Source organism: Psychrobacter okhotskensis, from assembly GCF_013248965.1.
In the GTDB taxonomy this organism is placed as follows: Bacteria; Pseudomonadota; Gammaproteobacteria; order Pseudomonadales; family Moraxellaceae; genus Psychrobacter; species Psychrobacter okhotskensis.
Genome location: NZ_JABRVQ010000001.1, coordinates 318,205 through 338,419, shown reverse-complemented (window position 1 = coordinate 338,419; position 20,215 = coordinate 318,205). Strand labels below are relative to the sequence as shown.

Sequence of the window (20,215 nt, the reverse complement as noted above, 5' to 3'; positions counted from 1 at the left end):
CACTCTAGTGGATAGAACAACTCGAGAGACTAAGATCAAAGCGCTACCCAATCGCAAGGCAGTAGCCGTCACACAAGCTTGTATTGGCATGCTAAAAGGTGAACAGGCGTTAAGTATCACCTTTGATAACGGTAAAGAGTTTGCTGACCATGAAACGATGGCAACAGCGTTGAAGGCTGATATTTACTTTGCTCAGCCTTATCATTCTTGGGAGCGTGGAACGAATGAGAATACCAATGGGTTAATTCGTCAGTTTCTACCGAAGTCAATGCGTCTGGATAACCTATGCATGCACTTAGTTCAGTCGATTGAAGACAGTTTAAATAATCGACCTAGAAAGGTGCTAGGGTTTAGAACACCTCTTGAGGTAAAATCTAGCTTCGGGTGCGTTGCACTTCGATGTTGAATCCAAGTAAGATAAAAGTAACCTCAATTTTTTTATTATGACTGACAGCAAAGGTTAACTTTGTTATTACTTTGTAATGCTTAGGGCATAGTTTTTTTAATAAAAACCATGGGTTAGCAGCCTCAATAATTAAAACTTAGGCACTCATGACGACAATAAGTAGATGAAAGAATATGCTAACGCGCATAAAGAAACCCCATAAAGAAGATAGGCTTATGGGGTCATTAATGGCTGACTATCTATAATCTTATAAGCGTAAGTTTATTCCGACACGCTTATCCTTTATAGCCATATAGATAGAGTTTTAATTTATAGCTTTGTAAAAACAGCATCTTCACTTAAACGTGATTTTGGTAGATCTGCATTGTAGCCATCACCACTACGGTAGCCAAGACTGACCACGCCTAACGCCGTTAAACCTTTACTGTTTAAATCAAGTTCAGCATCAAGTACCTCAAAATCAACGCCTTCCATCGGGGTGGCATCGATACCGAGCGTTGCTGCCCCAAGCAATAGCGCACCCATACTGATATATACTTGCTCAGCCAACCAATGTGACTCATCTTTTAGGGCATAGCGGTGGTTATTTACTGACTTTCTACGTTTGTCATCCATCTGTTTTTTGCGCTTTGGCTCCGTAAACCGTCCATCAGCCGCTTCTTTTTCGAGTACCGCTGCCAAATGTGGCTCATCTGCATGGATGTGGCTACAGAAAACGATGACGTGTGAAGCTTCTCTTATCTTTGAAGAGTTGGCCTCATGATGTCCATCAGTGCTTTTGGCAATGCGATCTTTGCCCGCGTCATCATCAGCGATGACATAGTGCCATGGCTGGATATTGGTCGCTGACGGACTGAGGCGTAATACCTCCTTTAAGCTTTGAAAGTCCTCTGCTGATAGCTTTTTGCTAGGATTATAGTCTTTAACGCTATAGCGCTACTCCATCACTTCGGTAAGATTCTTCATGCGTACTCCAATGTTAATGCTAAGCTTTTATTATTCAATAAATATTAACCACGCGTAAACCAATGCGCATCATAGTTTAGCGATTCTAATAGAAAGCCTATTTAAAAACCGTTACAAATTGATTAAACATTTCATTAGTTTGTTATTGAGCAATCACTCAAAATAGTTTAGAGTGGTTGCAGTTAATCTACTCAGAGACGTATGACGTATTATATTGAGCAATCACTCAATTTAGTTCTTTGTTTTTAACGGACTTAAGCTACAAAAATTTAACAACCAAATAATAATTAGAGAATAGTTATACTAAGGATTTTATATGACCGAATTTACATTGCACGACAAGCAAAGCGCGCCAGCAGACAGCAAAGACTTGCTCGATGTTTCTATCAAAGCATTTGGTATGGTTCCAAACTTGCACGCTGTGATGGCTGAAGCGCCAGGCTTGCTTGAAGGTTATCAACAGCTGCATCAATTGTTTTTAGACAGCAGCTTTGATGATGAAGAAGTTACCGTCGTCTGGCAAACCATTAACGTTGAGCACGCCTGCCATTACTGCGTGCCTGCGCATACGGGCATCGCCAAAAGTATGAAAGTGGATGATGCGATTACCGAAGCATTGCGTAATGAAACCCCACTACCGACTGATAAGTTAGAGGCGCTACGTCACTTTACGCTCTCTGTCGTCCGTGATCGTGGTAACGTTGATGATGACGCCGTCCAAGCATTTTTGGATGCGGGTTTCACCAAACGCCAGATTTTAGAAGTCGTCCTTGCTGCTGCGCAAAAGGTAATGAGCAACTACACCAACCATCTTGCCAACACCCCAATCGACAAGCCATTCCAAAAGTTTGAATGGCATAAGGTTGATTAATGACGCTAACTGATAACGCAACCCAACAAAACAGATTAATGATGCAACCAATCTAGGGTTGTAATAACTCCTTGGCTGTTTTTATACTGTTATTTGAAAGCTAGCCTGTAAAAGACTGTTGTTCACAGATAGCTGTTGCTCAAAAAATTGAGCAGCAGTTTTTTCAGTTAATACAGGGTACGCCCTAGGGATATGTGTCCTAGTAAAACTATAATGAATTAAAAAATAGATAACGAGAGATCATATGGAACATTCAAAGCCATTATCATCAGCGCAGCCACTACGTATAGACATCGTTTCAGACGTTGTTTGTCCTTGGTGTGTCATTGGTTACCGCCAGCTGGCAGAAGCGCTCAAGCAAACCAACACCGAACACGAGATTTACTGGCATCCATTTGAGCTGAATCCTAGTATGCCAAGCGACGGTCAGAATATGCGCGAGCATATTATGGAGAAGTATGGCTCGAGCAAGGAAGAGTCTGATGCTAGCCGAACTCGATTGAAGGAAGCGGGTCACGAAGTCGGCTTTGAGTTCAACTTTAATGATGACACGCGTATGCACAACACCTTTAATCTGCATCAACTTTTGCATTGGGCAGATCAACAAGGACGTATGCACGACTTAAAGCAGGCGCTATTTACCGCTCACTTTATCAATAACAGAAACATCTCTGATAATGCAGTGCTTGCAGATATTGCAGCGGAGATTGGACTAGATCGTAGTGAGGCATTAGCGGTATTAGAAGACCAACGATTTGCCAAAGCGGTAAGAGAGGCTGAGCAACATTGGCAACAACAAGGCATTCAAAGCGTGCCAGCAATGATTTTTAATGAGCGCCATTTGGTTGGTGGTGCTCAAGGGGTTGAGAACTATGTCAATATATTAGAGCAATTGGCTAATATGACAGACTAAATCAACTTGAATGACCATCAAAGCTAAAAAAATGCCGCCCCATATAGGAGCGGCATTTTTATTTTATAACACTGTTATTTTATAACGCTAAATTTATAACCTATATCGTTAACCATTACTTTTAGAAAGCATCTCTTAAAAATGAATAACCGTACGAATACTTTCACCTTTATGCATCAAGTCAAAGGCTTCGTTAATGTCTTCTAATGGCATCGTATGAGTGATAAAGTCATTTAATGGGATATCACCTTGCATATAACGATCGACGTAGCCTGGCAATTCGCTGCGGCCTTTGACCCCGCCAAATGCTGAACCTTTCCAGACGCGACCAGTCACTAGCTGGAATGGACGGGTTGAGATCTCTTGTCCAGCACCAGCGACACCGATGATGACCGACTCGCCCCACCCTTTGTGGCAGCACTCAAGCGCTGAACGCATCACATCGACATTACCAATACATTCAAAAGAATAGTCTACGCCGCCATCAGTCATCTCAACGATGACCTCTTGGATAGGCTTGTCATAGTCTTTAGAATTGATGCAATCAGTCGCGCCAAGCTTCTTAGCCAACTCAAATTTATCTTCGTTGATATCAACGCCGATAATACGACTGGCTTTTGCCATTTTTGCACCAATGATGGCGGCAAGGCCAATACCACCAAGACCGAAAACAGCAACGGTAGAACCTTCTTCAACCTTAGCGGTATTCATAACCGCGCCCATGCCGGTGGTCACGCCACAACCAAGTAGGCAAACTTTTTCTAACGGTGCGTCTTTGTCCACTTTGGCCAACGAAATCTCTGGCAAGACGGTATATTCAGAGAAAGTTGAGCAACCCATGTAATGATAAATTGGCTCACCGTCTTTATAAAAACGCGTGGTGCCGTCTGGCATTAAGCCTTTACCTTGAGTCTCGCGTACGGCTGAGCAAAGGTTGGTTTTGCCTGAAGTACAGAATTTACAGACACCACACTCTGCGGTGTATAAAGGAATAACGTGATCGCCGACTTGGACGCTGGTCACGCCTTCGCCGATTTGCTCAACGATACCGCCACCTTCATGACCTAAGATAGCTGGGAACACACCTTCTGGGTCTTCACCAGATAAGGTAAAGGCATCAGTGTGGCAGACGCCACTGGCGATGATTTTTACCAATACTTCGCCCTTGCGCGGCAGCATGACATCCACTTCTTCAATAGATAGTGGCTGGTTTGGGCCCCAAGCGATGGCGGCTTTCGATTTAATAAATTTATCTGACATAGTTGTCTCTCTTTTTAATTAGTTTTATCGATTATTGAGCACAGACCTATTCATCTTATAGTGCTGACTTAGTAGAGGCAAGCTACAGTTATACCAGTCTGTGAAGCATTAAACTTTATACTGACCATTATAGTCGTTTCTGCCATGATAACAATGTGCTATATTTACAAATATCTTTTACACAGTGGTAATAATCATGCGCTGGGATGGTATTAGCGAGTTCGTCTATGTGGCGGAGTACGAGAGCTTCACACGTGCTGCCAAAGAATTGGGCATCTCAACCGCGCAAGTCAGCCGGCAGATAAGCGCCTTAGAGAAGCGCCTCAGTATTAAGTTACTGTATCGCACAACGCGTAAGGTATCGCTGACTGAAGAAGGCCGCGTGTTTTATCAGCATTGCCGCAGTGTACTCGATGGCTTGGATGCTGCTGAGCAAGCGGTGAGTAACTTACAATCAAAGCCGCAAGGTAGGATTAAACTGACCGCCCCTGTCACTTATGGCGAGCAGCAATTATTGCCACTGGTCAATGATTTCATGGTGCAATATAGTGATATCGAAGTGACGGCATTTTTGAGTAATCAAAAAATTGACTTGGTTGATGGCGGCTATGATTTAGCGATTCGTATTGGTAAATTAAGCGATTCGACGATGATGGCAAAAAAACTTAGCCGTCGTACCAACTTCGTCTGTGCCGCACCCGCTTATCTTGAAAAATACGGCACGCCTCATGCTCTGTCCGAGCTAAGCCAACATAACTGCTTACTTGGCACTCGTGACTATTGGCACTTTATAGATTCTAAAAAAACAGGTTCTGGAAAAGATGCTGATAAAGAAAAAAACCTGCGAGTATCTGGCACGGTGCAATATAACAGCGGTCATAGCCTAGTTGATGCTGCGTTAAAAGGTCTGGGTATCGTGCAGCTACCTGATTATTATGTGCAAAAATACTTAGCATCAGGTGAGCTGGTCAGCTTACTGGATAACTATAGAGAGCCTGAGGAAAGTATCTGGGCCGTCTATCCGCACAACCGTCATTTATCGCCAAAGATTCGATTGCTAGTAGATTATCTGGCAGAGCGTTTGGCTGTGTAATTAGTTTTGGCTTATTAATTCTTTAAGAGGTGTTGTCATGCGACCCTTTACTATGCGCAGTTTATTACGCACAATGTTATAGCTCACAATGAATATTCGATGTTGCTAACCATCAATCACTGAATAAACAACCACCATAAAAAAGGACTTTTTATGCTTAAAATTATCTCTATTGCGGCGTTAGCTTTGGCTGTATCCTCTTGCGCCAGTGTTGAAAATATTTTAAACGCGCCAGACAAGGGGCAGTCGACGCCAGAAACGATGACTGCTATCAATGCTGAGAAGGGTTTGGTGACGATGCAAAGTAATCACTCCGTTCAAGATACTGCGGATAAGCTAGCAGCGATTATCGAAAGCAAAGGTATGAAAGTATTTGCGCGCGTCGATCATCAGAAAAATGCGCAAGGTGTTGATTTAACATTGAGACCGACGCAAGTGATTATGTTTGGTAATCCGAAAGCGGGCACGCCATTGATGAATTGCGAGCAAAGCGTCGCCATTGACTTACCGCAAAAAATCCTCATCAGTGAAGATGCCGATAAAAAAGTTTGGTTGTCGTACAACAATCCTGAATATCTCAAAGAGCGTCATAATATAAAAGGTTGTGATACTGCTATTGATAACATCGCAACAGCCCTTGATGGCGTTAGTAAAGCAGCTATTGCGAAATAAACTTCTAGCAAAAACCTGAACAAAAAAAGGTGGGATACAAAAGCACAACCCACCTTTCTCATGTTTTAGAAAATTAAATTATTAGCGATTCTCAGATTGTGCTATTTGCTCATGTAACTCTACTTTCAACTTCTTTGCACATTCAATAATTTTCTTTCGACCGGCAGGAATAGCGCCGTACTCAATTGCTGTCTCTCGCATTTGCACCGTCACATCATAGTGCGGATAACTGGCATGACGGTGGAATAAACGCTTATCCACTTCAATCAATGCCGCAAAGTCATGCAACTCTTGCAGGGTATCAGCCAGCATATGGCACCATTTATAGCCTTTAAATTCTATCTGCATAAAATCAACGTATATCGCCATAGAGTCGCCTCCTTTATTATCATTAGCTATTTTATCATATGCTAAACAACGCTTTCACAAAACAGCCATTAGAACAATTCACGTGCATCTTTCTTAAGCTGCTTTAGGATAGTTTGGTATTCGCTATCATTGGTTTCAAGGCTGCTTAGGCATCCATAACGTAGCTGACGATAGTCCTGCTTCATCTGTATTATTTTTGCTTGTACAATCTCTGAGTGACCGCTATCTGTTAGCTTACTAACTTTACCACCCGCACCGCTACTTACAGTATTGTTACGGCTATCCATGTCACTATTTATATCATTGCCTCGGTTATTAACCGCCGCTGCCAAACGCTCAAGCCAAGCCAATTGCCCTTCGTTGTTATCGCGAGCGAGCGATTTATCCGCTTTGCCAATGCGCTTTGATAATTGTGCAAGTGGTAGATCGGCTGGATGCCAACGTTTGCGGCGACGTTGCCAAATGATAAAAACCAAAATTACCATGACGGTAATAGCACTCACCGCTAGCCAAATAATTTGCTGCATGATTGAGCGGATGTTAAACCACTTGAGTAATGAGTCAGCTTGCTTATCCTGATCGTAACCAACGACGTCTTTTTGCCAATAGTAGCTGGCTTGATCTGAGAGGCGGCGTAAGGTTTGTAGCATTTGATACTGCTGATAGCTGATTTGCGCACTAGCCCCATCACCGAACATTGCTGCCCCTTGTGCCTGCGTCAGTGCATCCATACCTTGCTCGACACGCTCAGGCGCTACAAAAGCCGTCGGATCGACACGTACCCAACCTTGACCGTCAAGCCAAACCTCCGTCCAAGCGTGCGCATCCTTTTGCCGTACTTCCCAAACATTACCACCGCGGCTCAGCTCACCACCTTGATAGCCCGCCACGACGCGTGCTGGAATGCCAGCAGCGCGCATCATAAAGGTGAAGCTGGAAGAATAGTGCTCACAAAACCCCGCTTTGGTGTCAAATAAAAACTCATCAATACGGTTCTTATGCAATCGTGGCGGCGACAACGTATAACGAAAGTCCGTTTGGTTGATCCAGCGCTCAAGTGCTTGCATGTAGCGTACTGGGTCTGAGTCTGATTGAACAAACAGCTGCTGCGCCAGTGCTTTTGCTTTGGGATTGCCGTCAGCTGGCAGGGCAAGATTCAGACGGCGTGACTCATCAGAGAGAATCGTATCGATACCCATCGGGGCAAACTGTAATACCTCGTAGCGCAGCTGTTGGGTAACCGGCTGGTCTTTTAATAAAGTAAAGTTTGAAGTAATACTAATGTCTTGACGCTGAGCAAAAGGATAATCAAGGCCAAATAGCCAGTTTTGTTGCGTGGGCTCTAGAATAATCTCATAGCTGGTCGGCGCAGCTTTCACCTCATCAGGGATAGTAGCAAAGGCATTCTCAATCCAAGCAGGTATTCGCTGCGTCGGCTGCCACTGTCGTTGCTGAGGGCTAGGACGCCACGTCACCCCGTCAAAGTCGCTAAATACCAAGCCGCGCCAATATAGCTGCTGCTGTGGTGGGCGCTTATCTGCAAACTCTACCCGAAACGCCAGCTCAGTCGATTGTCCCAAATTGGCAAAATCACCGGGCGACATACTATCAGAGACACCCGTGGTCGCCTGCTGCCCTGATAGTTGTACTGACCATAGCGGTGGCAAGCGCGGAAAAAACAAAAATAGCACGACCAATAACGGTAGTGCCCCAAGACCTAATACGCCCAAAGTACGCAGACGACCATCACCGCGAGTATTGCCATCGTCATTGAGCGCAATAAATGCCAATAATATGATGACCGCACCGACGATTACTTCTAACGTCGTCACGAGACCTTGATCCATCAAAAATAGCGCAGCCAGTACAAATAGCGATAAATTCAATACCACATAAGCATCACGGCGCTTATACAATTCCCATAGCTTGCTGATAAGACAGAGCACTAAAAACGCCACGCCCATATCGAGACCAAACGCTGTATTATAAGTCAGCCACAGACCTGCCAGCCCCAATAAAAAGCCGAGCATTTGCATGCTTTGATAGACACGCTTTAAATGCGCTAATTTTTTAAATCGCGCTTTTACGCGTGGCAACTGAGCCACAATACTGACCACAGCAAAGCCAATCAACCATAAAGGCAGATGTGCTGCATGCGGTAAAATGACGATGATTTGGGCAATTAAGACCCAATAATAGGCTGGCAAGGCGAGTAGCTTGCGAGTCCATTTAGCATCGCTAGCCTGCTCAGTGTGAGAAGTGATATGTTGACCCAAAGCCAATTGCTCAAAGCTTGCAGGATTGATCTCTGTCTCATTTGTAGAGGAATTTTTAAAATTGATCATGGTGCTTTCGCCAGCCTTAACAAGCATGCTCGTGCAAAGCTATCGCCTTCACCCATTGTTGCACTAGAGGATTGATCAAAGCGCATGTCATTCGGTAAGCGCATGTTAAATGGTACGCCAAGTTCACCTAATGTCATCGCCCCGTACGCCAGTTGTGCCAGCCTCTGTTCATGATGGGCTGCTGGCATATCGGCATAATCCAATGTTTGCTCATCACCGACTGGATCAGCGAAATGCTTGGTAAACATGCCTTGACCGCGCGCCACGTGACCCCAAGAAACCCGAGCCAGCGACTCACCTTCGATATAATTATCGAGCCGCTCAAAGTCATCTTGACCTTGACGATATTGCCCGCCTGTTGGCAAGTCCTCTAAACTTGCGACCGAATACTGCGTCTGCCAGTCAAAGGCTTCAGGTTTTGGATAGACCCAAGCGCTACGGGCAAAATAGACATAAGACCATGCACGCATGATCCCTAATGGATAAACGGTTTTGATGGTTAATCGTGGCAACTCAAACGCGCCACGATTATGCGTCTGCACCGGCAAACGAATAATTTGCTCATCTTGTAACCGTGTAACAAGTACAGAATGTTGACTATCCACGTTATGTTTGATTTTCTTACCAGATTTTTTATCCATCTCTTTATCAGTCTGCGCAAAGCTAAATAGCAGCTGGCGTCTTGGCTGGCGACTCTCACTACGCAGTTGCAGGGTCACCCAAACAGGCGCACCCGCTTCTGCCATGGTCACTTCTATTAATTGTACTTTTAGACCTGAGATATGAGCAAAGGTCACATGAAAGCTGATCAGCCAGACACTGATTAGATAAAAACATAAGCCCAATACCAAGTTATTGCCATAGTTGATACCAGCGATAAAGGTAATGACCAGTAAGACAGCAAATAGCATCCCTTCACGACTAAAAAAGATATAGACGTTACGCAAATTGAGCGTGGCGCTATCGCTTTTTGGGGCCCGCGCGGCAAACCAACGGCGTAATGCGGAACTAGCTGGTACGGTAAAGGCTTTTGGCAAAAAGCTCATGACTACCCTATCCTTACCATAAAATGGATACTCTCATCGATAACTGAATGATCGTTTGAAAAATAAGCATGCGATTAAATAACGGACTCTTAAACAACAACCGCTACGTCTGCCAAAATGCGTTGGGCGATGGTCTGCGTCGCTTGTCCTCCCGTCACATGCGCGGGTACAAAACGCTGACCGAGACGGTGATCAGTGACGGCGGCAAACACCGCTTGAATGTCTTCAGGCGTCATCTCCATATGCCCCGATACATAGGCATAGGCTTGTGCGGCACGCTGTAGCGACAGCACGCCACGTGGTGATAAGCCATGATACTCTTGGCTTGATCGTGTTTTTGCCACCAGTCTTTGTAGATAATCTAAAACCACATCCGCGACGTATACTTGCTTGACGCCTTGCTGCGCTAACAAGACCGCCTCGGTATCAAGTACCGCAGACAACTCTTTTAGTAACTCACGGCGATCCTGACCTTTTAAAAGCTCACGCTCTGCGGCAGGTGATGGATAGCCAAGCGACAAGCATAGCAAGAATCGATCTAGCTGCGATTCAGGGAGTGGATAGACGCCTGCTTGCTGCAAAGGGTTTTGAGTTGCAATCACAAAGAATGGTTGCGGCAATGGATAGCTTTGTCCATCTTGGGTCACTTGCCGCTCTTCCATCGCCTCTAGTAGCGCACTTTGGGTCTTAGGGCTAGAGCGATTAATCTCATCAGCGAGTAACAGTTGAGTAAAGATAGGCCCTGAGCGAAACTCAAATTGCTGTTTACTTTGGTCATAAATGCTCATCCCTAGGATATCTGCTGGCAGCATATCATTGGTAAATTGCACACGGCTAAAGCTCAGACCAAGCAACTGCGCCAAGCCTTGTGCCAAAGTGGTCTTGCCCATACCAGGTATATCTTGCAACAATAGATGACCACCTGCCAATATACCGCTGAGCGCAAGCTTAACGGCTTGCGGCTTATCTAACACAATTTGATTTAATTGCGCCATAAGCTGGGCAATTTTTTGCTGATTGCGACGATAGTCGGCAGTGCTAAAGGTCGGCTTATCAGTCACCTCTGCTGCTGCTTGACGTGGTGTTGTAATGGCACTATTGATGGCTGCGTGGGTCATAGTCAATTATTGGCTCGTTTTTTGAATAGTAAGTATAAATCAGAGATTACTTTGACTCATCTGCAACTATCGGCGCGGCGGCGCGCAGCGTTGACAGATAAGCAATCACATCCGCACGCTCTTGTGCATCTGGCATCGGGTCTGATAGCATCTTTGAGTTTGGTATGGCTTTTTCCGCATCTGCAATATAAGGGTCGAGCGTTGCTGCATCCCATACCCAACCTGAGTTTTTTAGCCCGTCACTATAGGTATAATCTGCTAACTCTGCAGCGGGCGCGCCATATATATTCATCAACTGCGGGCCTTTTTTATTGAGTCCAGCATTCCTCTGATGGCATTGGCCACAAGCGTCTTGATAAATTAGAGCACCATTATCGGCATCACCTTCAGTATATATTGGCAGCGTGACAGGCGCGCGATGATCAGGTGGGATACTTTCCCCGCAGGCGGTGAGTAGCAGAACAGCGGAAAAAATACCGCTCAATATTGATGTATTGATGATAGACATTTTTGGCAATCTTTAGTTGAGGAGCGCCAGCTATGTGAGACAACAGGCATAGTGCATTGAAAAACCATGTAGAAAGCAACATCAGGCGGCACACATAGATAGCTGTTTAAAAATAGAGCGCAATTTATCGGCAGCTAAACCAATAAATCACGCTTAAGAAACGTCTAGGATTATAACTTTATAATCACACATGAGATTAGGGCGTGTCCTCATTTTAAAAATGGTCGTAAAAATGAGATAAATTGCCGTCAAATGAGAAAAATAGCGCAAATAATATCGGAATATTATTCAGCTATTTGACGATATTTGGCAAAATTTAGTCATTTTTAGCCCAGTTAGATACAAGCGCTTGAATTGAGGACACGCCCTAGGTTCTCTTATGTGCCACTAGCAACTTTCATTGTACTGCTTGGCTCTTCCAAATAATACCCTTGCAGGTAACGCGCACCCACACTCCAAGCGACAGACATGGTTGCCGCCTCTTCAATGTAAGGCATCAACACATCAATATTAACCGCATTGGTACGTACGATTAGTGATTTAACGGCTTCTAAATTATCTGCAGAGTCGATATCTTGTACATAACTGCGGGCCAAACGCACCACATCTGGCTGCACAAAGCTGGCAATCTCAATAGACTTAGTAGATGAGCCGAAGTTATTGACGCCAAGCTGACAGCTCACTTTATTAAGGGCCTCAAACTGAGATTTGGCGACTGTTAAATGATCGGCAATATCTTTTTCGTTGAACTGTAGCGTTAACACTCCTGCCGCACCGCCAACCGCATTAATCAGCTGACTGGCGACATTGGGCAGCTTTTTATCCACCAGCGAAGCACTGGTCAATTGTACCAGTAGTCGCGCCTCAGGATGGGTTTTACGTACATCGTTTATTTTTTTGCAGGCATTGATCAGCACCCAGCGATCTATTTTTTCTAATAGTTGATGCGTCTTTGCAACCGCCATAAATTGATCAGGGGTCAATACTGTATTGTCAGCATCTGCCAATGGCAAACGCAGATAGACTTCAAAAAAGTCACTACGATCATGATTGATGTCATATATCGCTTGGAATGATAGCTCAAAGCGATTATTGGCAATGGCATCGACTAAAGACTCCGCCAGCGCATGGTCATCACTATTGGCATGTTCGCTTGGATCATATAGATGATAAGTACCACCGTTATTGGAGGTCTCGGTCATAATCTGGGCGATGGCATCCATCGCTCGCTCGAGTACTATTTTAGGCTCAGCAGTATTTCTTTCGATTTTGACAATACCAATACTCGCCGTCGTGCTGGTCGTGCGCTTATCGACTTCAATAAGCATGCCACTAATCCGTAGGCCAATATGCTCCGCAAGCTTTTCGAGATCGTCGGTGGTCTGGTTTTCTACTAGTATCGTAAATGCTGTGTCACTAAAGCGGCTCACATAGCCTTCTGGCACCAGCTCATCTAAAGCATAAGCGACCTGTCTGACTGTCGTATCGACACCTTGCAAACCCAAGCTACTTCTGATCTTACCAATGTTATCGAGCTGAACATACAACAGCCCAGCAGTCAGAGTACCAGCCAACGCTTGCTGGTGTAATATCGCCAACTGCTCTTCAAAACCACGACGGTTATTGATGCCTGTCAAGCTGTCCTTACGCTCAGCTTCTGCCAAGCGCTTAGCAACCTCAGCACTATTACTGTTATTTTGTTGAATAATAATCTGGGTAACCGGCTCACTATCCAAGGTAGCTGCTGCCAGCTGTAATTTTGCCTCAAAGGTACTGCCATCCGTACGCAGACTCTCAAACTTGAACTCGACTTCGTCACGGCTCCCTTTATCAAACTGCCGCAAAAACTGCTTAAAGGCTTTGATGTTATCACCGCCTGCGATCAAGTCAATAACCGGTACGCCAATGATATCGTTCATTGAGTCAAAACCGAATAGCTGAAGATAAGGGTCATTGGCAAAGATATGAATCCCTTGATCAAGGTAGGCAACCGCACTTTTAGAGTTTTTAATCAAGATATTAGCGCGCTGCTCTGCCTCAGATAACACGTGACGCAAGGCTTTAAGCTGATGACGACTCCGCAAATTACCATGCTGTAAACAGATGGCCATCACTACCGCTGTCTCTTGGTCTGCCCTAAGCGCCTTAACCATCGTGCTATTCATGACCGCAGGCAAACCTTCCTCGTTATGGGCAGTCGCAGCCATCTCCGCACTCATCAAGCATATCATCGGCAAGTCAATGCTTTGCTCTTGTACGATACCCACAACGTCGGTAAAGCCCATATCATAGGCTTGCCCAAAGACTAAGACATCCCACGGCTGGCGTAGCGATTTGAGCAGTTCTTCCTTGTCATCCAAAAAGCCTAGGTTGACGCTGTCATAATAAGAATCTAGCAAATCCACTAGGCGCTCAGCATAGAGCTGATCGTCATCGATAACTAATAGATTTAAGACGGACTGAGTACGCATAGGAGGCCTTTTGAATCTTATGATCGTATTTATTTTTATCGCTTAACTTCGATACCTCGCCCTTTTATCAATATTTAGATAGCGCGGCAAATAGATAAGCACTATTCGGGTTCGGTTCGGGCGGTACTGACAATACTGGTTTATTGATATGTCTAGGCTGACTGGCTTAGTAGACATATCTTATCTATCAAACTTAAGTCATGGTATCCGTCATTATAGACAATAATTTGACCGACTGCAGCTTAACTTATTACTCATACCGTCAGATAAAGTGGTTACACCTGCACCTTCGCCATGTAACCATCTACACTTATATCCATGCTGATATTTAGGACACGCCCTAATTGAGCAGATTACAATTGTACTACTTCATATTGGCTAAACTCATCGGTAACCAGTAAAGGATTTAATAAGCGTAAGGATTTCTGTTTATTATTTAGGCGCATTATCACTCTATCACTGGTTTGAAAATGAGAGATCGGCACGACTAAGCTACAAGTCGTCTGTAGCTGATCATCACCAGCAATCATAAAAGCTGGTACAAAATGCTGACTGCGTGAGCCTCTGTCCTCTAGGCGCAGCCCACAAGAGATGAGCTTGTGACCGAGCACTTGCCATTCTACTTCTGGGTTTCGCGTATCAAGATTGAGCCAACGCACCACTCCCATCGACCAATCAGCTGCGGTCTTCGTCTCAGAACGGCATAATAAAAAGAGACTCATCATTTGCAACGGTGGCGGTGCGGTATTGCTAGGATGAATATCAGCATTAGTAGTATTGCTGTCCATCACTGCTACCATACTACTCGCTTCGCTACCGACTTTGCTCATTGTCGTTATCGTGGCGGTGCTTGGGGTTACAACCTTGTCTTCGGTAACAGCAGATATATCTTCAGGATTGATAATCAAGCGCAGCGTGCGAAAATGCGACAGGGCGTCCTTACTGTCGAAAGTCTCAACGGATAATAAGCCATTGGTCGTTTGTTTTTTTGGCACGGTATCATAGCGAGGTCGCTGCGCATCCGGCAGCTCTTTAGTGCCAATCAAACTTATTAGACCTTGCGCATGGCTAGCATGATAGTGAATGTCATTAAATCCGGTCACCATTGTGGCGTTTTGCTTAGGACTATACTTGGTCGGTACGGTCAATTGCGGCTGAATATAACGATAGGTTAGCGCCATGGCCATCCTATCGAGCAAACAACACTCAACGCCTGCGCTACCCTCATTCATTAACGCTTGCCGGCGTGCTTTTAGATAGGTGACCACTGGTGCTAGCTCAATAAAGAGACAGTCGTACTGGTTTTCGTAAGGATTGATATCAGAATGCGCGGTCAAATAAGTAGGTGGACTGTCACTATGCAAGTTAACGAAGACCCGCGTCTCAGTTTGCGGCTCTATGGTCGCAACGATTGGCTCAGCCCACTCAGGTAGCGAGCGCTGAACCAGCAGCATATTAGGCCGGCGCATGCCACGCACATTGAGTAAACTGTGCAGACATATTTGACAGTACAAGCGATGTATAGTGTCTGCACGATTGGTGACGACATGACTGCTCAGGTCAAGGGTAGCAGCATGGCGCTGATGGGCAAGATAATACAATCGATTGATTGCAGCCCATACATACGACGGTGGCTTTTGATAACAAAGCGCGTCTTCAATCAATAGCTTTTGGTACATGAGTAGCGTCTGGTAAATGGCAATAGCTAACCTAACGGGAGAAGACTTTTCGCCCGTGAAGTGGCGCTGCCAGCCACTACTTGCTGGGGGTTTTTGCTGATCTAGCAATGCTATTTCGCGGCGTATCACCCCGTCATAAGTTAAAACAATGAGATAGTATAAGGATTTTACTTGAGCAACATGAGCCAACTGCGCGTCACTTAGCGCTCCTGCTTCATAAATATAATACTGACGTAAAGCGGCGATCAGCCGATCAGCCGCTTCAAGGACGATAGTGATTAAGGTAAAGCGTTGCTGATCATCTACATCAGCCACCCTCAATTCCATGAGTACTTTTTCCAATTGCTCCGTTTGCTGCGCTTCTGTTTGCGATGGCATCAGCGCTACCCAGTTGCGTAGGTGCTGCTCTTGGCCGTCGGTCGATTTACCATATGCTGCGGGTAACGCTGCAATCGACGCCAACTGCTGTTGAAAAACTGATAAAGTTATCATTACTATCCTTAGTCATTGCACAGTAACGGCTGTACAAGTTAGTAGCAAGCAGGTAGGTAAGCTTTAGCTATCGATTGGATATAATAACGGCTGCTTACGCACTTATTAGTCATTATTTGTCTGCTAATAGCGCTACTTTATCATAATGCAACTTTTAGACTTCATTGTAAATGTCAATCGGCACCTTAAACGGTCTATCTGGCAACTCTCTAACCAGCTTAGGTACTAGATAGCCGGGTAATGCTGCCAATAGTGACCAGTAAAGCGCTATTGCTGACCGCTCGTCGCTATCAAAATGTGCCGCGCCTGCTACTTTATCCAATACGTGTAGATAATAAGGCAATACCCCAGCAGAGAATAAACGTTGACTTAAGGCAGTTTGAGCAGCCACGCTGTCATTGATACCTTTTAAAAGCACAGCTTGATTCAATAGCGTCACGCCAGCCGCCCGCGCCCGCTGCAAATATTCTGCTGTGAGCGTATCGATTTCATTGGCATGGTTACAGTGAATGACCATGACGATATGACAGCGACCTTGTGCTAGCCGCTCTAATAATGGCGCATCTAAACGCGCTGGAATCACAATTGGCAACCGAGTATGCAGCCGAATGGTGGTCAATTGCGGAATGGCCTCTAAAGTATCAAGCCAAGCAAACAGTCGTCTGTTGGTCACGTTTAAAGGATCGCCGCCACTTAAAATCACCTCATTAATGTCGGGATGGGCGGTAATATAATCGATGATGCTTTGTTTGGCATCGGCAGTGGGCATATTGGCACTGTAGTCAAAATGCTGGCGAAAGCAGTAACGACAGTGAATCGCACAAGCACCCGTAATCGTCAGCAGCACTCTGGATTGGTATTTATGCAATAAGCCTTTGGTTGGGTTATGAGCATTTTCCGCTAAAGGATCTGCCACATAGCCAGTCACTGCGATTTGCTCTTGTCGGTCGGGTAGCACTTGCTTTAATAAGGGATCATCGCTATCGCCGACGGTCATTTTTGCGACAAAAGCACGTGGCACGCGTAGCTCGAAATGCTCAGGCACATAAACCTCTGCGCGTCGCGATTCAAGCTTTAGGATACTAAGCAATTCATCGATGCTAGTAATGCCTTCGGATAATTGCGTTTGCCAGTTTTTTTGTGTGATTAAATGGTTTATCATGACAACCTAGTACCTGTGCCTAAAAGGCGTCATTATACGCCCTTAGTGAGTACCCTATCAAAGCATACCCGTCAGCCATCAATACTTGGTATGACGACAGCGCTTAGCACAGTCAGCTCCACACCCAAATACCGATCATATATTCGTAACCCTTAGGAGTTTCTTGTGGCAAGTTTTTCTACCAATGAATTTAAAGCCGGTCTCAAAGTCATGCTCGATGGCAATCCCTGTGCCATTCTCGAAAATGAGTTCGTCAAACCTGGTAAAGGACAAGCGTTTAACCGCGTGAAATTGCGCAATCTACGCAGTGGCAGAACGCTAGAGCAAACGTTTAAGTCAGGTGATAGCTTAGAGGCGGCAGATGTTATAGATACCGAAATGAACTATCTGTATAACGATGGGGAGTTTTGGCACTTTATGCATCCAGAAAGCTTTGAGCAGCTACAAGCGGACAAAACAGCCATTGGCGACGCGCAAAAATGGCTCAAAGAGAACAGCAATGCGCTTTGTACCATTACCTTATTCAATGGCGTGCCGTTATCAATCACCCCGCCTAACTTCGTTGAGTTGCAAATTACCGAAACCGATCCCGGCGTACGCGGCGATACTTCAGGTGGCGGTGGCAAACCTGCCACGTTAGAGACGGGTGCGGTGGTACGTGTACCACTATTCGTCCAGCAAGGTGAAGTCGTGCGTGTAGATACCCGTACTGGTGACTACCAAACCCGCGTGAGCTAATCGTTCAAATTGCTTGAGTAATACATAAAAAAAGCTTAACCATTATTAAATGGTTAAGCTTTTTTATTAGGGTCTGTTAAACATTCAAATGTGGCACGGGCGGTGGCCACAAAAAATTGATATGAGCAATAGCGTCGCGTTTTTAGGATATTTTGACTATATCGTAAAAAATTTAGGATAAATGAGTCAAGTTGCTTTAACTGTCGATATAGAAAGAAAAAGCCTATGTAGCCGATGGCAAGTCTAGCGAGGGAAATTCACAACCCTTACGTCTGTCTTATTCACTCAATCAGCTGACGATTGCTTATGCATTAGCCAATATTGCACCAAGGCATTTAACTGTTCTTGCTTAAAAGGCTTGGTGCAATAGTCCTGCATGCCCACATCAAGGTATTTTTCGCGCTCGCCATCCATCGCATTGGCAGTCAAGGCGATAATGGGTGGCAATACTTGAGGGTCATACAGCTCATGCAACTTAATGGTCGCCTGTACGCCATCCATAATCGGCATATGATGATCCATCAAAATGAGATCATAACGCTCAGGGTACAAAGCAAAAGCCTCAATCGCTTGCTGTCCATCGGTGACGTGGGTTACCGTATGGCCGCTATTACTCAAGGCTTTTTTGGCAATTGTCGCATTGACACTATCGTCTTCAACCAACAGTATGTGACCAGAACGCTCCTGACTCGGGGCGGTCATGGTAAAGTCGTTGGCAACTTGCCAATTTTCATACTGTTCCTCATCGATAGTAGCGAGCGGCAACAATACTGTGAAGGTTGTACCCTCACCGACCACACTATCGACGTCGATGCGCCCACCCATTAAATCCACCAGAGACTTACATACAGACAGCCCCAGACCCGTACCACCATAAAGACGATGGGTTGATTTATTGGCTTGATCATAGGCATCGAATATCGCGTCCAATGATTCAGGCTTAATACCGACACCCGTATCGGTGACCTCAATACATAGAGTCATGTTTTCGTAAGCAATACTCTCTTTGGTAATGTTCTCTTTAGTAATATTCTCTTCACCAATAATACCATCAGCAAACCCGCCATTGCTTTCATGTTTTTCAGCATTGTCATCGATACAATGGCAATTGGGCACGTGCTTGACATCGATACTGACTCGCCCACCTTCACGGGTGAACTTGATGGCATTATTGACAAGGTTGACCATGATTTGTTTAAGACGTACCGGATCGCCTTGCACATAAGGTGATAACGACTCAGTATAATGGTAATCTAAAATCAAGCCGCGCTGGCGAGCTTTGATCGCAAAAAGACTGACTACTTCATTGCATAAGGTGGACAGATTCATCGGAATGGTATCAATGGTCATTTTACCAGACTCAACTTTCGATAAGTCCAAGATACCGTTGATAATCGCTAGCAAATGCTCATTGGAGACTTTGATATTGTCCACATACTCTTGTTGTTCGTGACTAAGATCAGTCTCGCTAAGCATCTCTACCATGCCGATAATACCATTCATCGGTGTGCGTATTTCATGGCTCATATTGGCCAAAAAGTCCGACTTCATCTCGTTGGCATGTTTGGCGACCCGTTGTTTGTCTTGTAGTTGTAGCGCATCGGCTGCCATCATCGCGAACTGCGCCAATAATTGCGCTTGCTTATTGTCAAAATCATCATGGGGTTTCATATCCATCAGACAAAAAGAGCCTAAACGGTACGTCTTATTGTCTTCATACATGATAATGGGCGCCCCGGCATAAAAGCGCAGGTACGGAGATTCTGTCACCAATGGATTTTGACTAAAGCGGCTGTCTTTTGTCAAATCCGCAACCACAAATACCTCGTCAGACAGCACGGTATAGTTGCAAATAGCCACTTGGCGCGTCGTCGTACATACCCCGCCAAGCCCGTGCACAGATTTTAGATACTGGGTTTCTTCATCCATAAAGGTAATGGTGACGACCGGCATATCAAAAAACAACTTGGCAAGTTCAGTCAGACGCGCAAAGGCAGGCTCATCATTGTTGTTGAGCACCTGATGTTTTTTGAGCTTATTAATGCGCTCTACTTCATCTGCGGCGACTGGGTAGCGGCGCTTAGGTGAGTTAGGTATCGTCAAAGT

16 protein-coding genes and 1 pseudogene are annotated in these 20,215 nt (G+C 45.1%); 6 read left to right on the top strand and 11 right to left on the bottom strand.

Annotated features, from left to right (window positions below):
- Positions 1-406 (top strand): IS30 family transposase (locus HQR03_RS01440; protein WP_173238883.1); only part of this gene is annotated, 406 nt, incomplete at its 5' end.
- Between the two features lie 309 nt (positions 407-715).
- Here HQR03_RS01440 and nfsB read toward each other — a convergent pair.
- Positions 716-1,282, bottom strand: a pseudogene (gene nfsB / locus HQR03_RS01435) (oxygen-insensitive NAD(P)H nitroreductase); the annotation flags it as partial.
- Positions 1,283-1,688: 406 nt separating this feature from the next.
- Here nfsB and HQR03_RS01430 point away from each other — a divergent pair.
- Positions 1,689-2,243: a carboxymuconolactone decarboxylase family protein gene (locus HQR03_RS01430; protein ID WP_025650768.1), complete on the top strand. Its 555-nt coding sequence runs from the start codon at positions 1,689-1,691 to the stop codon at positions 2,241-2,243.
- 244 nt (positions 2,244-2,487) lie between these two features.
- Complete coding sequence (locus tag HQR03_RS01425) at positions 2,488-3,156, top strand: DsbA family oxidoreductase (RefSeq protein WP_173238882.1); 669 nt, start codon at positions 2,488-2,490, stop codon at positions 3,154-3,156.
- A gap of 135 nt (positions 3,157-3,291) precedes the next feature.
- Here the strand turns inward: HQR03_RS01425 and HQR03_RS01420 are convergent, their stop codons facing one another.
- A complete protein-coding gene (locus HQR03_RS01420; RefSeq protein WP_173238881.1) occupies positions 3,292-4,416 on the bottom strand; it encodes an S-(hydroxymethyl)glutathione dehydrogenase/class III alcohol dehydrogenase in 1,125 nt (374 codons plus the stop codon).
- Positions 4,417-4,612: 196 nt separating this feature from the next.
- Here HQR03_RS01420 and HQR03_RS01415 point away from each other — a divergent pair, with 196 nt between their 5' ends.
- Together HQR03_RS01415 and HQR03_RS01410 are read left to right on the top strand one after the other, a co-directional pair.
- Positions 4,613-5,509, top strand: coding sequence for a LysR family transcriptional regulator (locus tag HQR03_RS01415; RefSeq protein WP_173238880.1), 897 nt, complete (start codon positions 4,613-4,615; stop codon positions 5,507-5,509).
- 153 nt (positions 5,510-5,662) lie between these two features.
- The gene (locus HQR03_RS01410; protein WP_173238879.1) at positions 5,663-6,181 is read left to right on the top strand and encodes a DUF302 domain-containing protein; all 519 of its coding nucleotides are present in this window, start codon (positions 5,663-5,665) and stop codon (positions 6,179-6,181) included.
- 81 nt (positions 6,182-6,262) lie between these two features.
- Here the strand turns inward: HQR03_RS01410 and HQR03_RS01405 are convergent, their stop codons facing one another.
- The 8 genes from HQR03_RS01405 to epmB all read right to left on the bottom strand — a co-directional run bounded on the left by HQR03_RS01405 (position 6,263) and on the right by epmB (position 17,371).
- The gene (locus HQR03_RS01405; protein WP_025650774.1) at positions 6,263-6,550 is read right to left on the bottom strand and encodes a DUF4031 domain-containing protein; all 288 of its coding nucleotides are present in this window, start codon (positions 6,548-6,550) and stop codon (positions 6,263-6,265) included.
- A 68-nt stretch (positions 6,551-6,618) separates the two neighbouring features.
- Complete coding sequence (locus tag HQR03_RS01400; protein ID WP_173238878.1) at positions 6,619-8,895, bottom strand: transglutaminase TgpA family protein; 2,277 nt, start codon at positions 8,893-8,895, stop codon at positions 6,619-6,621.
- A complete protein-coding gene (locus tag HQR03_RS01395; RefSeq protein ID WP_173238877.1) occupies positions 8,892-9,941 on the bottom strand; it encodes a hypothetical protein in 1,050 nt (349 codons plus the stop codon). Before HQR03_RS01395 ends, HQR03_RS01400 begins: the two co-directional genes overlap by 4 nt.
- Before the next feature lie 89 nt (positions 9,942-10,030).
- The gene (locus tag HQR03_RS01390) at positions 10,031-11,059 is read right to left on the bottom strand and encodes an AAA family ATPase (protein ID WP_037025906.1); all 1,029 of its coding nucleotides are present in this window, start codon (positions 11,057-11,059) and stop codon (positions 10,031-10,033) included.
- Between the two features lie 46 nt (positions 11,060-11,105).
- Entirely contained in the window at positions 11,106-11,567 is a 462-nt protein-coding gene (locus HQR03_RS01385) for a c-type cytochrome (RefSeq protein ID WP_173238876.1), read from the bottom strand.
- A 377-nt stretch (positions 11,568-11,944) separates the two neighbouring features.
- Complete coding sequence (locus HQR03_RS01380; RefSeq protein WP_173238875.1) at positions 11,945-14,038, bottom strand: EAL domain-containing protein; 2,094 nt, start codon at positions 14,036-14,038, stop codon at positions 11,945-11,947.
- Between the two features lie 353 nt (positions 14,039-14,391).
- Complete coding sequence (locus tag HQR03_RS01370; RefSeq protein ID WP_217271510.1) at positions 14,392-16,209, bottom strand: hypothetical protein; 1,818 nt, start codon at positions 16,207-16,209, stop codon at positions 14,392-14,394.
- A gap of 154 nt (positions 16,210-16,363) precedes the next feature.
- Complete coding sequence (gene epmB, locus HQR03_RS01365; RefSeq protein ID WP_173238874.1) at positions 16,364-17,371, bottom strand: EF-P beta-lysylation protein EpmB; 1,008 nt, start codon at positions 17,369-17,371, stop codon at positions 16,364-16,366.
- Positions 17,372-17,536: 165 nt separating this feature from the next.
- Between epmB and efp the strand changes: the two genes are divergently transcribed.
- Positions 17,537-18,109, top strand: a complete 573-nt coding sequence (efp, locus tag HQR03_RS01360) for an elongation factor P (protein ID WP_025650782.1) — start codon at positions 17,537-17,539, stop codon at positions 18,107-18,109.
- A gap of 285 nt (positions 18,110-18,394) precedes the next feature.
- Here efp and HQR03_RS01355 read toward each other — a convergent pair whose 3' ends face one another.
- On the bottom strand, positions 18,395-20,212 hold the full coding sequence (locus tag HQR03_RS01355; protein WP_227674767.1) for an ATP-binding protein: 1,818 nt from the start codon (positions 20,210-20,212) through the stop codon (positions 18,395-18,397).
- Positions 20,213-20,215 lie beyond the last annotated feature (3 nt).